This is a genomic window from Tateyamaria omphalii (genome assembly GCF_019802125.1).
In the GTDB taxonomy this organism is placed as follows: Bacteria; Pseudomonadota; Alphaproteobacteria; order Rhodobacterales; family Rhodobacteraceae; genus Tateyamaria; species Tateyamaria omphalii_B.
On record NZ_JAHVHT010000001.1, the window covers coordinates 812,569 to 827,862 of the forward strand.

Annotated in this window: 17 protein-coding genes; 6 read left to right on the forward strand and 11 right to left on the reverse strand. The window is 61.7% G+C overall.

The window, feature by feature from the left end; translation table 11 throughout:
• Positions 1–63 precede the first annotated feature (63 nt).
• The gene (gene cobS, locus KUV51_RS04020) at positions 64–1,050 is read right to left on the reverse strand and encodes a cobaltochelatase subunit CobS (RefSeq protein WP_222520306.1); all 987 of its coding nucleotides are present in this window, start codon (positions 1,048–1,050) and stop codon (positions 64–66) included.
• A 267-nt stretch (positions 1,051–1,317) separates the two neighbouring features.
• Between cobS and KUV51_RS04025 the strand changes: the two genes are divergently transcribed.
• Positions 1,318–1,710: a hypothetical protein gene (locus tag KUV51_RS04025; RefSeq protein WP_222520307.1), complete on the forward strand. Its 393-nt coding sequence runs from the start codon at positions 1,318–1,320 to the stop codon at positions 1,708–1,710.
• Here KUV51_RS04025 and KUV51_RS04030 read toward each other — a convergent pair.
• Positions 1,703–2,329: a J domain-containing protein gene (locus KUV51_RS04030; RefSeq protein ID WP_222520308.1), complete on the reverse strand. Its 627-nt coding sequence runs from the start codon at positions 2,327–2,329 to the stop codon at positions 1,703–1,705. The two genes, KUV51_RS04025 and KUV51_RS04030, sit on opposite strands and share 8 nt — an antisense overlap.
• 87 nt (positions 2,330–2,416) lie before the next feature.
• Here KUV51_RS04030 and KUV51_RS04035 point away from each other — a divergent pair, with 87 nt between their 5' ends.
• Positions 2,417–2,674, forward strand: a complete 258-nt coding sequence (locus tag KUV51_RS04035; RefSeq protein ID WP_222520309.1) for a BolA family protein — start codon at positions 2,417–2,419, stop codon at positions 2,672–2,674.
• Between the two features lie 6 nt (positions 2,675–2,680).
• On the opposite strand, the gene KUV51_RS04040 is transcribed toward KUV51_RS04035, so the two are convergent.
• Both KUV51_RS04040 and KUV51_RS04045 read right to left on the reverse strand, forming a co-directional pair.
• A complete protein-coding gene (locus KUV51_RS04040; protein ID WP_222520310.1) occupies positions 2,681–3,166 on the reverse strand; it encodes a DUF4177 domain-containing protein in 486 nt (161 codons plus the stop codon).
• Between the two features lie 66 nt (positions 3,167–3,232).
• Positions 3,233–3,706, reverse strand: coding sequence for a thioesterase family protein (locus KUV51_RS04045; protein WP_222520311.1), 474 nt, complete (start codon positions 3,704–3,706; stop codon positions 3,233–3,235).
• 85 nt (positions 3,707–3,791) lie between these two features.
• Here KUV51_RS04045 and KUV51_RS04050 point away from each other — a divergent pair, with 85 nt between their 5' ends.
• Positions 3,792–4,970, forward strand: coding sequence for a class I SAM-dependent methyltransferase (locus KUV51_RS04050; protein WP_222520312.1), 1,179 nt, complete (start codon positions 3,792–3,794; stop codon positions 4,968–4,970).
• Positions 4,971–5,081: 111 nt separating this feature from the next.
• Here the strand turns inward: KUV51_RS04050 and gatB are convergent, their stop codons facing one another.
• Positions 5,082–6,596 (reverse strand): Asp-tRNA(Asn)/Glu-tRNA(Gln) amidotransferase subunit GatB, encoded by a 1,515-nt coding sequence (gatB, locus tag KUV51_RS04055; RefSeq protein ID WP_222520313.1) that lies wholly within the window; start codon positions 6,594–6,596, stop codon positions 5,082–5,084.
• 75 nt (positions 6,597–6,671) lie between these two features.
• Here gatB and KUV51_RS04060 point away from each other — a divergent pair, with 75 nt between their 5' ends.
• Positions 6,672–7,205 carry a DUF2867 domain-containing protein gene (locus KUV51_RS04060; RefSeq protein WP_222520314.1) on the forward strand — a complete coding sequence of 178 codons (534 nt, stop codon included), beginning with the start codon at positions 6,672–6,674 and terminating at the stop codon, positions 7,203–7,205.
• On the opposite strand, the gene KUV51_RS04065 is transcribed toward KUV51_RS04060, so the two are convergent.
• Positions 7,193–8,500, reverse strand: a complete 1,308-nt coding sequence (locus KUV51_RS04065; RefSeq protein ID WP_261385636.1) for a hypothetical protein — start codon at positions 8,498–8,500, stop codon at positions 7,193–7,195. The two genes, KUV51_RS04060 and KUV51_RS04065, sit on opposite strands and share 13 nt — an antisense overlap.
• Positions 8,501–8,730: 230 nt before the next feature.
• Here KUV51_RS04065 and KUV51_RS04070 point away from each other — a divergent pair, with 230 nt between their 5' ends.
• Positions 8,731–9,399 carry a transglycosylase SLT domain-containing protein gene (locus KUV51_RS04070; RefSeq protein ID WP_222520315.1) on the forward strand — a complete coding sequence of 223 codons (669 nt, stop codon included), beginning with the start codon at positions 8,731–8,733 and terminating at the stop codon, positions 9,397–9,399.
• Positions 9,400–9,507: 108 nt separating this feature from the next.
• Here the strand turns inward: KUV51_RS04070 and KUV51_RS04075 are convergent, their stop codons facing one another.
• The 5 genes from KUV51_RS04075 to pepN form a co-directional block, all read right to left on the reverse strand.
• Positions 9,508–10,392: an alpha/beta fold hydrolase gene (locus KUV51_RS04075; protein ID WP_222520316.1), complete on the reverse strand. Its 885-nt coding sequence runs from the start codon at positions 10,390–10,392 to the stop codon at positions 9,508–9,510.
• Entirely contained in the window at positions 10,389–10,820 is a 432-nt protein-coding gene (locus tag KUV51_RS04080; protein WP_261385637.1) for a hypothetical protein, read from the reverse strand. Before KUV51_RS04080 ends, KUV51_RS04075 begins: the two co-directional genes overlap by 4 nt.
• The gene (locus KUV51_RS04085) at positions 10,817–11,560 is read right to left on the reverse strand and encodes an SDR family oxidoreductase (protein WP_222520317.1); all 744 of its coding nucleotides are present in this window, start codon (positions 11,558–11,560) and stop codon (positions 10,817–10,819) included. The genes KUV51_RS04080 and KUV51_RS04085 overlap by 4 nt, the downstream gene beginning before the upstream one ends.
• 20 nt (positions 11,561–11,580) lie before the next feature.
• On the reverse strand, positions 11,581–12,096 hold the full coding sequence (locus KUV51_RS04090; RefSeq protein ID WP_222520318.1) for a DUF1993 family protein: 516 nt from the start codon (positions 12,094–12,096) through the stop codon (positions 11,581–11,583).
• Positions 12,097–12,171: 75 nt separating this feature from the next.
• Positions 12,172–14,715, reverse strand: coding sequence for an aminopeptidase N (pepN, locus tag KUV51_RS04095; protein WP_222520319.1), 2,544 nt, complete (start codon positions 14,713–14,715; stop codon positions 12,172–12,174).
• Positions 14,716–14,873: 158 nt separating this feature from the next.
• Between pepN and KUV51_RS04100 the strand changes: the two genes are divergently transcribed.
• Positions 14,874–15,245, forward strand: coding sequence for a GFA family protein (locus KUV51_RS04100; RefSeq protein ID WP_222520320.1), 372 nt, complete (start codon positions 14,874–14,876; stop codon positions 15,243–15,245).
• The last annotated feature ends 49 nt before the right edge of the window (positions 15,246–15,294 follow it).

The window sequence follows — 15,294 nt, forward strand, 5'->3', positions numbered from 1 at the left end:
GAAAGCCATGCGCACTTGTTGCGCCCATGGCCATCAGAGCAGCGAGTATATACCCGCTATGCTTCACCCCAGGCTCACACTTGCCGCGCTTTCCGGCAGTTCCTCGTCGAACAAACGCTGGTAGAACTCTGCCACGGTCTGGCGCTCAAGTTCATCGCATTTGTTCAGGAACGAAAGGCGGAATGCATAACCGACGTTACGGAAAATCTCGGCGTTCTGGGCCCATGCGATCACCGTCCGGGGGGACATCACCGTCGACAGATCGCCGTTCATGAAGGCCGTCCGGGTCAGGTCGGCCACTGTCACCATCTGCTTGATGGTCTTGCGGCCCTCTGCCGTGTTGTAGTGCGGGTTCTTGGCCAGCACGATGGCTGTCTCGGCGTCGATCGACAGGTAGTTCAGCGTCGCCACCAGTGACCAACGGTCCATCTGGCCCTGGTTGATCTGCTGCGTGCCGTGGTAGAGGCCGGTTGTATCGCCCAGACCGACGGTGTTCGCCGTCGCGAAGATGCGGAAATAGGGGTGCGGGTTGATGACCTGGTTCTGGTCCAGAAGGGTCAGCTTGCCGTCGACCTCCAACACGCGCTGGATCACGAACATGACGTCGGCACGGCCCGCATCGTATTCATCGAATACGATGGCGGTTGGGTTGCGCAGGGCCCACGGCAGGATACCCTCTTGGAAATCAGTGACTTGTTTGCCGTCCTTCAACTTGATGGCATCCTTGCCGATCAGGTCGATCCGCGAGATGTGGCTGTCGAGGTTCACACGCACCGCAGGCCAGTTCAGGCGCGACGCGACCTGTTCGATGTGGGTCGATTTACCTGTCCCGTGATAGCCTTGGATCATCACGCGGCGGTTGTGGGAAAAGCCTGCAAGGATCGCCAGGGTCGTGTCGGGATCGAATTTATAGGTGCTGTCGAGGTCGGGCACGCGGTCGGAACGATCTGCAAAGCCTTTGACCACCATGTCGGTGTCGATGCCGAACACCTCGCGGACCGAGATCTCCTCGGTTGGTTTTGCATTGATGTCCATCGCGCCGTCCGCCATCTCGAATTGTCCTTCAACATAGAAAACGCGCCCCGGATGGGCGCGGTGATCGTGGTGCAACATATGGCGGGAAAGGGCAAGGGGAAGGGGGGCACCTAACATACCCTAATTGCGCGAATCCTCCGCGACTGCTGCACATCACGTGCACAATAGCGGGCGCATGATGTGGCATCGGTCCAGAAGAGGAAAGCAGTGATGCCAGTTTTCAGTTCAACCCGGCGCGCGTGCGCTTTGGCCGTAACGTGTGCAGGCCTGAGTGTCGCCGTCATGATGCAAGCTGCAGGCGGTGACATGGCGCGTCATTTGCCGGATGCACCGCTCTTTCATGTGTCTGCCGCAGCGGGTGCCGGACTGGCTGGCCTGCTGCTTGCCGATGGGTTTGGGCGGCGCCGGTGGGCTGGGCACTTGATCGCTATGCTCTCGGCCGGTGCCGCAACAGTGCTCGGCGCCGGTTTCGGGGCATTCATTGCGCTGGCCTTTGCCGCAACTACGAGCGCCAGTGGAAACCTGGCGGACGTGGCGGGTATGGCCCCGTTTCTCGGGTTCATTGCCGTCGCGGATGGGCTCGGCACCAGCGTGCCTGTCGCCGTGACGTGGCTGCTTGCGATGACGTCGGTACAGATTTGGATGCGCAGGCTGCGCAGCGCACCGCTTACTTGAAGTTCCGGCTGTCCTTGATCTGATCCCAGGCCCAAACCACTTCCTGCAACTGCTCTTCCTGGCTGCGGTCGCCGCCGTTCATATCGGGGTGCAGCACCTTGATCAGTTTCTTGTAGGCCTTGCGCACGTCAGCTTTGCTGTCGTCTGCTTTGGCATCAAGGATCTCGATGGCGCGCTTCTCGGTCGGGGGCAGGCGGCGGGCGGCGGCGGATCCACCGCGACCGGGGTTCTGGGTTGCGTTCTTACCCAGCACCTGGTGCGGGTCCTCGATGCCCAGACGGGCCCATGCACGCGCTTCCGGATCGCCAAGGGGCTTGGTCTGGCGTTCCCAGACCTTGTCCTTGGATTGCTGCGCGTTGATCTCGGCCTCTGTCGTGCCGTCGAAGAAATTCCACTTCAGATTGTATTCGCGTACGTGCTGTTGGCAGAACCAAAAGAAGTCATCCAGCACGTCCGGCGCTTTGGGTGCGCGGAACTTGCCCGGCTCGTTGCAGCCTTCGTGATCGCAGATCCGTGTCGAGGTCTCTGATGCGCCGGACATACCCCTGCGTCCGCGAGGATTTTTCTTCTTTGCAGAAGATACGGACATATCGAAACCGAAGGGATCAGGCTTAGGCATGGAAGGGGTCCTTTCCGACTCAGGCCCACAAGTTTAGAGTCTGGTTCCAGAGATTGAAGAGGGTGGGCGAAAAAAATGTCAGTCGAAATGACCGTTCGGCAAGAAATCGAAGACAAGCTGCGCGCCGCATTCAACGCGCGCGAAATCGAGGTTGTGGATGACAGCGCCAGCCATGCGGGTCACGCTGGCGCACCTGCGGCGGGTCAAAGCCACTTCAACGTCATGATGCGAAGCGCTGAATTTGAAGGAAAAAACCGCCTTTCTCGACATCGCGCAGTTCACGCTGCCTTGGGCCCGGAATTGATTGGGCGGATCCACGCACTGGCTCTGGACCTCGACGTCTGACAGGCCTTAGTCCTTGGTTTCTGTGCCTTTGCGGTAGTCTGCCAGCTTCTTGAGCGAGGCGGTCATGCCTGAGACCGGGCTGGTCTCTTCAACACCGTTGTCCTGGGCCATTTGAGTGGCACCTGGACCCGGGACAAATTCCGCCTCTTCCTGCGCGGTTTCAGACGCCACATCGGCGACGTCTTTTTCATCGTTGTCGACCTCGGGCACATCGGCTGGCGCGGGCAGCAGCTCAGGTTCGAAATCGTCCATAGGTGCGCTGAGCCTGCGTCTGAACACCAGCATGTTGCGCCACTCAGTCGTGGTGCCGGTCAGCCCGGACCGTTCGATCGAGGGGAGCGTTTCGGCGCGCTGGAATTCCCAACCCTCACGGCCCATGTCGTTCATCAGCGTTTCGAGCGCGTGGGCAAAACGGGCCTCGGCCCCCTTGATGCCCTTGCCCTTCTGCCCCTTCGTGGGGGCAGGCACGACCTTGTATTCCCAACCCGACATGTCGCGTTCCCTCGTCATCCGTTCGGCGCGTATATCGCCGGGGGCGGCGCAAGAAAAGGGGCGTTGCTATCGACGCCTGATCCCGATGCTTGCATTTACCGCGTCGGGTCTGGGCAATGCCGCATGGGCATTTGCAATCGCAGCCACCCGTTCCAGAACATCCGCGGGCATCGGGGCAACACGCGGCCCGGATTGATCCACATGCAGGGTCATCGTTTCGCCCGTCGCGGCCAGCCAACCGTCGGTATGGCGCAGCTCCTGAAAGGAATGCAGCCGTTTTTCATCATGATCGACCAGATGGTACGTCACCACGACCGGGTCGTTCACATGCAATTCGCGCACGTAGCGAACGTGAAACTCGGCGGCATAGGTCGTGTTTCCCGTGCGCGATTGGTAGTCTGGGCCAAAGCCGAAGTGGTCAAACATCTGGTCGGCGCCCAGATCGAACAGCACGCCGTAATAGGCCATGTTCAGGTGGCCATTGAAATCGATCCACTCCGGTCTGACCGTCATCACGGTCGATTGAAACGGCGCCTGCATCCTCAACTCCTCTTCTTAGTATGTCTCGGATTGCACGCAGGCGCGGGGCTGGTAAAGGTCACCCCATTATTTAAGTGGATAGATCATGACCGACACAGTTCACGCCCAGTACGAGGCGTATCCGTATCCTGAGCGCAAACCCACCGACGAACGCAAGCGCCTTGTCACTGGTTCGCCGTCGCTGCCGGTCGAGATGGATCACTGGCTGTGGGGCGGTGCGCGCGACTGGTCGCAGCCACTGAAGGCGCTGGTGGCGGGCGGCGGGACAGGCGACGCGCTGATCCAGCTTGCACAAAAACTGACTGATGCCGGACGGCCATACGACATCACCTATCTGGATCTATCGCAGGCGTCGCGCAGGATTGCCGAGAAACGGGCAGAGGTGCGAAAGCTGGCGGGCATCACCTTTGTCACAGGGTCATTGCTCGATGCGGGGACGTACGGACCGTTCGACTACATCGACTGCTGCGGCGTGCTGCACCATCTGCCTGACCCGCAGGCGGGGTTCGAAGCATTGGCAGGTGCGTTGAAACCGGACGGCGGTATCGGCCTCATGGTCTATGCGCCTCACGGCAGGTCCGGGGTCTACCCGTTGCAAACTGCGTTCAACGCGCTTCTCGGGGATCTGCCACCCGAAAAGCAACTCAAGGCAGCGAAACGCATTTTCGACCGGCTGCCTGACGCACATCCGTTCAAGCGGAACGCGCGCGTCGTGGATCACAGGAATGGGGATGCAGGGTTCTATGACCTGCTCCTGCACAGTCAGGATCGACCGTTCACGATCACCGAATTGGTGTCTGCCTTGAATAGTGCCGATTTGGAGCATGCCGGATCGCCCGAGCCGATGCTTTATGATCCATCACCTTTGCTGGATGCTGCTTGCGACCTCGATCCGATTGCGCGGATGCAATTGGCCGAAGATCTGCGGGGCACGTTCAAGACACACGTCGCTTACGCCCGTCCCAAGGGGACAGTGATTGCGCCGCCCTTGGGCCAGCCCGATGCAATTCCTCACCTGCGCGACGCGGAGGCCAGGACACTTGCCGCTCACATTGCGAAGGGGAAAGGCATCACCATCGACACAGCGGGCGAGGCGTTCAGCTTCGACATCCCGGCGCAGGCCGCACAGTTGATCGAACGGGTCGACGGTGCCCGCACGATTGCTCAGATTGCACCATCAGATGTGGAGCTTGAGGTGTGGTCGTCGGTCGAAACCGCGCTTTGTAGCGCGGGTATGATGCATTATTCGCGGTTGCTGGTGTAGGATGCGCATTCACTGCGCACCGCAAGGGGCACGACATTGCCACCGGGTGCCGCTCTCGCGCATCCCTACTGGGATACGCTGCCGCGCACTGATTGTTGCTGGAAAACGGGGCTAAAGCCCGAGTTTCCCTGCAACAATCTCATTTACGGCTTTTGGATTGGCCTTGCCGCCCGTCGCCTTCATCACCTGACCGACGAACCAGCCCGCGAGTTTGGGGTTCTGCTTGGCCTTCTCGACCTGCGCGGGGTTCGCTGCGATCACCTCGTCCACGGCCTTTTCGATGGCACCGGTGTCAGTCACCTGCTTCATGCCACGCGCCTCGACCACCTCGGCAGGATCGCCCCCTTCGGTATAGATGATCTCGAACAGGTCCTTGCCGATCTTGCCCGAGATGTCGCCCTTGCCGATCAGGTCGATGATGCCGCCCAACTGCGCAGGGGACACGGGGCTTTCGGTGATGCCCTTGTCATCATCCCGCTTTAGGCGCCCGAACAGCTCGTTGATCGTCCAGTTCGCGGCTTGCTTGCCGTCGCGGCCTTCAGCCACCGCTTCGAAATAGGCGGCGGTGTCCACGTCTGCGGTCAGCACGGATGCATCGTAGTCGGTCAGACCGAAATCACCGATGAACCGCGCTTTCTTGGCATCCGGCAATTCGGGCAGAGAGGCGGCGATGTCATCCACCCAAGCCTGCTCGATCTCCAGCGGCAGCAGGTCGGGATCGGGGAAATAGCGATAGTCATGCGCCTCTTCCTTCGACCGCATCGAACGGGTCTCGCCCTTGTCGGGATCATAAAGGCGTGTCTCCTGATCGACGGACCCGCCAGCCTCGACGATGGCAATCTGGCGCCGCGCCTCGACATCGATCGCTTGCTGGATGAAGCGCATCGAGTTCATGTTCTTGATCTCGCAGCGCGTGCCGAGATGCGAGAAGTCCTGCGTTTCCTGGTACTTCTCGTAATCGCCGGGGCGGCAGATCGACACGTTCACGTCTGCACGCAGGTTGCCGTTCTGCATGTTGCCGTCGCAGGTGCCCAGGTACCGCATGATCTGACGCAGCTTGGCGATGTAGGCGGCGGCTTCCTCCGGTCCCCGAATGTCGGGCCGGGACACGATTTCCATCAGGCAGACGCCGGTGCGGTTCAGATCCACGAAGGACATGTTGGGGTCCATGTCGTGGATCGACTTGCCCGCGTCTTGTTCCATGTGGATACGCTCGATGCGCACCAACCGTGCGGTACCGTCGCCCAGTTCTACAAGCACTTCGCCTTCGCCCACGATGGGATGATACAGTTGTGAAATCTGGTAGCCTTGGGGCAGGTCCGGGTAGAAATAGTTCTTGCGGTCAAAGGCCGATTGCAGATTGATCTCGGCCTTCAGACCCAGCCCCGTGCGCACCGCCTGTTCCACGCAGTATTCGTTGATGACCGGCAGCATACCGGGCATGGCCGCGTCCACGAAGGCGACGTTTGAATTGGGCTCGGCCCCGAACCGGGTCGAGGCGCCGGAAAACAGCTTTGCATTCGATGACACCTGCGCGTGCACTTCCATCCCGATCACCAGCTCCCAGTCGTGCTTGGCACCGGCAACGGTTTTGGGTTTCGGCAGGTCGTAGGTCAGGTCAAGCATGGTCTCACCGGATCAGGATCATGGGGCTTTTTGCCGTGTAATGCGCCACTGCACCGCTCGCAAGAGGGCGCGACGATGCAGCACCTGTCCAGCGCGCGCGCTGCGTGCATTCTGGGCGATATGAAGATCGATGAAATTCCCCTCCCGTCGGGTTCCCTGATTGCGCCCTTTGCCAAGAAAGAGGCCCACTACACTGATTGTTTCGAAACGCCGGTGTCCATGCCCGTCATACTCGAAGCCTTCATCCGCGCTTTCTATACTCAACCTCTGTTCAAGGCCGAACGGCTGGTCCTGCGTATCGCAGCGCGCCAGCCGTCGAGCGATGCGGAAGCTCATGCATTGGCGGCGGGGCAGTCGGATCGGTTTGCTGTTTGGGGCGTTGAGGGGCGGACTGACCGGGAACTTCTGATGGCGGACCGTTCCGGACGGACGATGTCCTGGCTGATGGCGGATGCCGGTCACCTGCGGTTCGGATCGATTGTGGTGCCCGAGCGCACGAAGTCGGGCAGGCTGACGCTTGGTCCCGTCTTTCACAGCCTGCTTTCGGCGCACAAGGTCTACTCCCGTGCGCTTTTGTCCGGGGCGGCGCGTCGGGTTCAGATGGACTGAAGTTCCGGTCCTTCCTCGGTGAATACCACGCTCTTGCCGGTGGCCAGTTCGCGACGGAAAAGCTGGCTCAGGTAACGCAGCGCATCCGCTTGGCCGGATGCTGCGAATTTTTCGACGCAACGGACGCGCAGGCCGTTGTCGAAACCGCGCGCGGCGTGGGCCCACAGCATCGGGTGCAGTTCGGTGAGGTATTCGCGCACGATCTCATCGGCGGCAGCGGCAATCTGGATGCGGATGTAGTCGGTTTCGTCATCCCCTGTGGGGGTCGCGCCCATTGTATTTGCGCAGTATGCGGCCAGCAGATTGACCGTGTGCTGGTCGTTGGTGCGCTTCAGGATGTCGGTGAGACCGTCAAGGAAGAAGTCGAGGTCCAGACGTGCGCAGGCAGTGCTGTCTTGGGCGATGGCGTCGAACATGACCCAGGCATATGCCCCCGTTCCCCACAGATCATAGGTCCGGCCAGCCGCGCGCCGTGCCTCGAGTTCGAGCCGGTCATAGCTGCCATGCCAGCGTGGCAGCAGATGTGTGCCCATTGCGCGGAAGGCCCGGGCGTTTTGCGGATCGAGTTCGATCCAGGTCTCATAGCGTGAGACAACCTCGCGCGGGGAGCCGCCACGCCCCGTGATCAGGGCGCAATGTGCGGCGGCCAGCAGGGGACAATCCTCTGCCTTGGGGTCGAAATCCATGAGGATGTCACCGGCGCGATCGAAATGGGCGGCAAAGGCTTCGCGGTTGCGGGTCGGCACCTCGACATCCCATCCGGTGCCGCGCCAGGCCCAACCGACATCCATATGCGCATGGGCGACGATGGTCGCGATGACCGGATCACCGGAATGTTCGGCCAGAACCTGTTCCAGAGCTTCGATTCCGTCCAGCAAGGGGGCGTTCGGATCGGGACGACCGGAAAGTAGTGCGTGTTCGGCCGCACCCACGACGTCAGAGCGTGCTCCGTAGGCGAGCAGTTCAGCGACCGGTGTGCCGCCGAGGGTTTTCTGGCGGGCCTTGCTCGTACGGGTGATTTCAGCGCTGAGCCGCGCCCAGTCGTCGAGGCGCGCCAGTTTCAAGCCGCGTGCCTGGTGCATGTCGCAGGCGCGCTCTTCGGCGGTGGGGTCGGGGCAGGGGATGGATACATCGCCCGGGTGCGGCAAGGCGGCCGGTTTCGGCGCCTCTGCCGGTTGCCGGGCGGCGTGTGGCATCTGCAGAACGCCATCCTGCGCCATCATCAATTGCGGTCGCGCGATCCTTTCGCGCAACTGAACCAAGGGGGCCATCAAGCGTTCTGCAAAAGCCATCATTACACATCCACAACTATTTACTCAGGGTAAGATGCCCGCGAAATTGGACACAAAGTGGGCAATGCCGGGACAAGTTCGCGCCGACTGCTGAATCATTTTCCGCACTTACACGTGCTGGTTTTAACAATGCGCGCGATGCGCGCATATTGTCGCCGAAAGTGAAGTGGATTGCGCTTATCCGCCTGTGTGCCGGGTGGACGGTAGCGACGACGCTTCGCATAGTGCGCCCCATGTTTGGATTGCGGATTCTTTTTTTTGCCGCTCTTTGGCTGGCCGCTCCGGCGGTTTCGGCGGGGCACCACCCTGATCCCTATGACGGTTTGCGGCCCCCCGCGCGCAGCGGCGACGTGCCAAGAACCCGCTGGACGCATCAACCTGATCATATTCTTTGGAACCGCGCAGCGCTCTCGGCACTCAAGACACATGGTCGGCCGTTGGTTGATCTCGTACCTGCTGACATCGCGGATTGGTGCCCACGCTATGCCCAAGGGGATGATGCTTTGCGCCGTGCCTTCTGGCTTGGCTTCCTGTCGGCACTGGCCAAACACGAAAGCACCTACAAGCCCCGCGCGGTTGGCGGCGGCGGCAAATGGTATGGTCTTTTGCAAATCCTGCCAGCGACTGCCCGCGGATATGGCTGCAACGTGGGCACCGGTGAGGCCTTGAAAAACGGGGCCGCGAATTTGAGCTGTGCCATTCGCATCATGGCGGTGACGGTGCCGCGGGACGGCGTGATCTATGGCCGCGGTGGCAAGGGTGTTGCGGCCGATTGGGGGCCTCTGCGGTCCTCTTCGAAACGGGCGGATATGGCAGGCTGGCTGAAACGGCAGCGCTATTGTGCGCCACTGGACAGTGTGCGACCGGTGTCGCGACCCGCGGCGCTTCCGGCCGTTGACTGAAGTGCGCGCCCCTTCGGGGCGCACGGGATGTTTTGCATCTGCGTCCCGCAGATGCGGTGATGCGAGGCGCTGCCTCGCGCTCCGAAGTATTTTCAGCCAGAAGAAGCCTTAGTCGAGTGTCGCGCCGATCAGGTCCCAGACTTGCGGGTACGTCAGCAGGATCAGGTGGCCGTGCCCGTCGATGAAGGTGATGTCGGCCCCGGGCAGCGTGTCGACAAACCTTTGCGTCGGGCGCCGCGGAAAGACCGGGTCGACGGCGCCGTGGTAAAAGGTGATCCGTGCACCGGCCAGCGCTTCCGGGTCGGGGTTTGTCCAGCGACGCAGGTCACGGGTGTGTCGGCGATAAAGACCGTTTTCCGGCAGTTCGATCCGGTCCGTGTTGGCCTCTACCAGCGCGTCCGCCGCCTGTGCCCGTTCGGGGACAGTCTCCACATCTGGCCCATACGCCAGGCGCCGGTAGTATTCGAGCCAGACCTTGCGCGGGTTCAGGCTGCGCGTCCGGGTTGCGGCGGCGACCGTTCCTGCCGCGCCGCGCAGGCCAGCAAGGATCGGTTGTGGGGCGGGCAGGGCGGTCGAGATGCCGCTGACGCGCACCTCCGTGTTCGGGCTGAGCGCGCGGATGTCTTTGGCCGCTTCAAGCGCGATGACGGCGCCCGTCGAATGGCCAATGATGTCGATCCGCTTCAAATCATACGTCTGCACCAACCGCGCGATGCGCGCAGCCGCCCGGTCCAGATCGACGCTTTCCGCGCTGGGACGCTCGTCAAAGCCGGGCAGGCGGAAATAGGCAATCGCGCGGTCCCGTGTCGCGAACCGTTCGATCGGCGTTAGCACCCGGATGGATGTCATCGCGCCGGGAATAGCCAACACTGCGCTGTCCGCCCGTGCCATGGCAGCCGCATCGTAGATCAGTGGATCGCTCGGTGGGGCACTGTCCTGCACGGCGCAGGCCGTCAGCCACAGGGCTGCCGCAAGGGCATAAAGCCACCTCATCCAAGCAGCGAGAAATGGTGCCGTTTCACCGTCACCCCGCGGTCGGTCAGCACCTCTTCGAACACGTCGGCTGGCGGCGTTGCCTCGAGCGGGACGCGCATTTTTTGCCCCGACGTCAGTACGGCGGAGGCCCGGACCGAGAAGTCGAGCCGCGTGTCGAGGCGGATATGGTCGATCTTGTTCCACGCAATCTCTCCGCTGCGGCGACCTGCGAACCATTCCAGGCTCTCCGGCCCAAGTGTCAGGCCGGATTTGCGGCCCGCCATAAGGTCATAAAGCGCGGGTGCCGTGCACAAGGCGATGATGCCCATCAGGACAAGAGAGGCATCCAGCAGTGCAATGGCTCCAAGGATCAATGCCCAGACGATGATCAACGCAACCAGGGTCCTTCGGTTCCGGCCCGTCGTCTCATACCGGTAGGGCGTCATCGCCCGCCCGTCACCTCGAGTGTGAAGCCCGTCACGTAGCTCGCGTCGTCGGAGGCCAGCCAGAGAATGGCCTTGGCGACCTCTTCGGCCGATCCTTCGCGCCGCATCGGCACCATGTGCGCCAGCTTTTGCGCGCGGCCGGGTTCACCACCCTTGGCGTGCAGCTCGGTGTCGATCAGACCCGGTCGGATCGACATGACCCGGATGCCGTCGGGTGCGACCTCGTCCGACAGCCCCTTGGTGAAGGTGTCGATGGCAGCCTTGGAAGCTGCATAATCCACGTACTGATTGCCGGACCCGAGCCTTGCGGCAGCGGACGAGATGTTGATGATTGCGCCGCCGGTGCCTTGTGCCTGCATCCGGATCACTGCCTCTTTCGCGACCAGCATGGCACCGATGACGTTCACGTTCATCATCCGGGTGAGGCGGGCGTGGCTGATCTCGGTCAGCTTGGCCGTCTGGTCCACGATTCCAGCGTTGTTGATCAACACATCGAGACGGCCAAAGGCGTCATCTGCGGCCTTGAAGATCTGTGCGATGTCGTCCGGATTGGCGACGTCGCCCTGAACAGTGATGGCTGTGGCACCTTCGGCCTCGACGGCGGCCTTGGCTGCATTGGCGCCCTCCACATCGCTGCGGTAAGCCAGCACGAAATCATAGTCGGCAGCACCGAGCCGGGCGCAGGCGGCACCGATCCCGGCAGAGGCGCCTGTGATCAGGCAAACGGGGCGTTGGGACATGGAATACCCTTTCAAGTCAATCAGTTCAGGGGCGTATCGGACACAAATGAGGTGCCCGGACTGTAAAGGTGAAAACCGTCGAGGTCCCCTTTACCAACCTTCGCCCCCGCCATCCGCACCGTGGCATAGGCGAGCGTCAGGTGAAACTGCGCATTGGGCAGGGCATAAAGCAGCGCGTAGTCGCGACCGGTCTGGGTCAGTTCGGCCTCGCCTGCCACATGGGTGATCTCGCGGGCGTCGGCTCCGTCGAATGCGGCGCGGTCAAGCTGGTCGAGCAGAAAGCGCATGTCGTGCGCAAGGGCGAGGATCGCACCGGGATCGGTGTCCATCGGCATCTCGGGCACCTCGTCACCCGTCAGCGGCATCACCGTGCGCGCAATATATCCCAGCGCCACGCAGAAATGCTCGGCCGCGGAGAAGCTGTCGGGGGCGAGCCGCGCCTCGAGCTGTGCAGGATCGTCCAAGCACGCCAGCAGGCGCTGCACTGCATCGGTCAGGCGTTTGAGAGGCGGGATCGTGGCGTCGTAGAGGTCCATGGGTGGTCTTGTTGCACGGGCAGAACCGGGGGTTCTACCCCCGGACCCCCGTCGTATTTTCAGTCAGAAGAAACATCAGGCTTCGCGGATGCGGGTGATCATCTCGGTGGTATCGCGGCTCAGGTTCGGTGTTGAGGCGATCCGCTCCAGTTCCTTGCCGATCATGGATTGACGGATGGCGTCATAACGCCGCCAGGTCTGGAAGGCCGAACACATCCGTGCCGTGGTCTGCGGGTTCACCGGATCCAGCTTGATCAGCCAGTCGGCGAGCAGCGTGTAGCCCGACCCGTCCTTGGCATGAAAGCCCGCGTGATGGCCCGAGAAGCTGCCCAGCGTCGCCCGGAAGCGGTTGGGGTTTTTCCAGTTAAAGTCGGGATGTCTGGTGAGCGCCTTGGCCGTGTCGACAACGTCGTCGGGGTCCGCATCCATCACTTGCAAGGCGAACCATTTGTCCATGACCAGCCGGTCATGTTTCCATTGCGCTTCGAACTGGGCAAGGGCCGCGTCGCCGCGGCCCGCGTGGATCAGGTACGAAAGCGCTGCCAGTTGCTGCGTCATGTTGGTGGCGCTCTCGAATTGTGCCTGCGCCGCATCGCCGTCATCCAAGATGTTCAGCAAGAACAAAGCGGTATTGCCCAACGCGCGCTGCCCGGCCTGTTCAGCGTTGGGTGTGTAGGGCGCATCGACCTGATACCGGGCGTAAAGATCGGGCAGAGCGTCCGCCATCCGCTCGGCCAAGGCCTTGCGGTGCGCTTCGCTCGCGTCCCAGATGGCATCGGGGTCGGGGGTCGTGCCCGCCTCATGCAAATCAGCGGCCAGTTGCGACTGGCCCGGCAGGGAGAACGTGTAGGCACGGTAGGCAGGATCCAGGCTGTCATCGGTCAGCACACCAGCCACACCATCCAGCCACGCCGCATCCGGAGCAGTGCCGCCTGTGATCATCCCCAGCAGCGACGCCTTGGCCAGATTGCGCGATGCTTCCCAGCGGTTGAACGGGTCCGTGTCATGGGCCAGCAGAAAGGCGTGGTCAGGTGTGTGGTCCAGCACAACAGGGGCCGAGAAACCGCGCAGGATCGACGGAACCGGCTTGGCGCCCAACCCTGGAAAACTGAAGCTTTGGCTGTCTTCGGTCAGTTCAAGGATCTGTGTCGGCAGCACCTCGTCCCCGTCTGGACCCAAAAGACCAACGGCAATCGGGATCACCTGCGCCTTCGGGTCCGGCGACGCGGCAGAGGGGGGCGTGTGCTGCGCAAAGTGCAGGCTGTAAGTGCCATCCTCGAAACTGTCGCTGACAGAGACCCGCGGCGTGCCAGCCTGGCTGTACCAGCGCTTGAACTGGGTCAGGTCGCGGCCTGTGGCGTCCTCGAACACCTGTAACCAGTCTTCGATGGTGGCCGCATCGCCATCGTGGCGGTCAAAGTACAGGTCCAACGATTTTGAGTAGGCGTCATCGCCTACAAGCGTCTTGAGCATGCGGATCACTTCCGCACCTTTTTCATAGACGGTAGCGGTGTAGAAGTTATTGATTTCCTGAAAACTTTCGGGTCGCACCGGGTGGGCCAGCGGTCCCTGATCCTCGGGGAACTGGTGCGCGCGTAGGACGATTACGTCCGAAATCCGCTTTACCGGCTCTGATCGCATATCGGCAGTGAACTGGCTGTCGCGGAACACGGTCAGCCCTTCTTTCAGGCACAGCTGAAACCAATCCCGACAGGTAATCCGGTTGCCGGTCCAGTTGTGGAAATACTCATGGGCGATGATCGCCTCGATCCGCTCGAAATTGCTGTCGGTCGAGGTTTCGGGCGAGGCGAGCACGGCAGAGGCGTTGAAGATGTTCAGCCCCTTGTTCTCCATCGCGCCCATGTTGAAATCGTCCACAGCGACGATGTTGAACACATCAAGATCATAGGCACGGCCATAAACGTCCTCATCCCATTTCATCGAATCCTTCAACGCCTGCATGCCAAAGGCGCACTTGCCCTCGTCCCCGGGGCGAACATAGAGCGCCAGATCGACATCGCGGCCCTCCATTGTCTTGAAGCTGTCGCGATGGGCGACCAACTCGCCCGCAACCAGGGCAAAGAGGTAGGCGGGCTTGGGCCAGGGATCATGCCATTCGGCCCATCCGTCACCGGACGCCACCGGGTTGCCGTTCGACAAAAGAACGGGGTGGGGACCGTTGATGCGCACGGTGAACACCGACATCACGTCTGGGCGGTCGGGATAGTACGTGATCTTGCGAAACCCTTCGGCCTCGCATTGCGTGCAATACATGCCGTTCGACAGGTACAGCCCTTCAAGTGCCGTGTTGGCTGCCGGGTCGATCTGCACCTCTGCTTCCCAAGTGAAGGGGACGTTTGGCACGTCACAGGTCAGCCCGCCTTCCGCTTGCGTGGGCTTGACCGGCTCCCCGTCGATCTTGGCCGAGATCAGCGACAGATCCTCACCGTGCAGGAAGAACGTGCGGTCCGTCGCGTCCGGGTTTGGGGCGAAACGAATGCGTGACGTGACCCGTGTGGCCGAGGGCGCGAGATCAAAGGTCAGGTGCACCTCTTCAACAATGTAGCCAAAGGGTGTGTAGTCCTTGAGGTAGATCGTCTGGGGGGCAGCGTCGCGCATCGTGGCTCTTTCGTGTTGGGGCACTGTGCAAGCCTAGGTGCGGTACGGTTGGACTTCAATGCCGGGCGCACCGATTGAAGGGCGAGAGGCCGCCGGTTGTGCGTCCGTGCCCTACATGTCACCGTCGCGCCGGTTTCACTGGGACAAAGGGGGCCGTCATGGAGAACGTGAGAGGCGGGTGTTTGTGCGGTGACGTGCGGTTCGAGGCGCGCGGCGCACCTGACCGCGTGGGCATCTGCCATTGCCTTGAGTGTCGCAAGCACCACGGTGCGGTGTTCTATGCCGCCGCCATTTATCCGTCGGACGCCGTCCGGGTCGAAGGGGAGACGTCTGTTTATGAAGGGCGCGTGTTCTGTCCGCGCTGTGGCAGTTCGGTTCTGTCCGTGAGCGAGGGCGAGGTCGAGCTGCACCTGGGTGCGCTGGATCATCCCGACCAGTTCAAGCCGACCTATGAGCTATGGACCGCGCGACGCGAGAAGTGGCTGCCTGCCTTTCCCGGCACAACATGTTTCCCCGGTAACCGCCCTTAAGTTTGGACGCGGCTGCGTTATGGCGCGACGCTGCCTTGGCGTTTTTCTG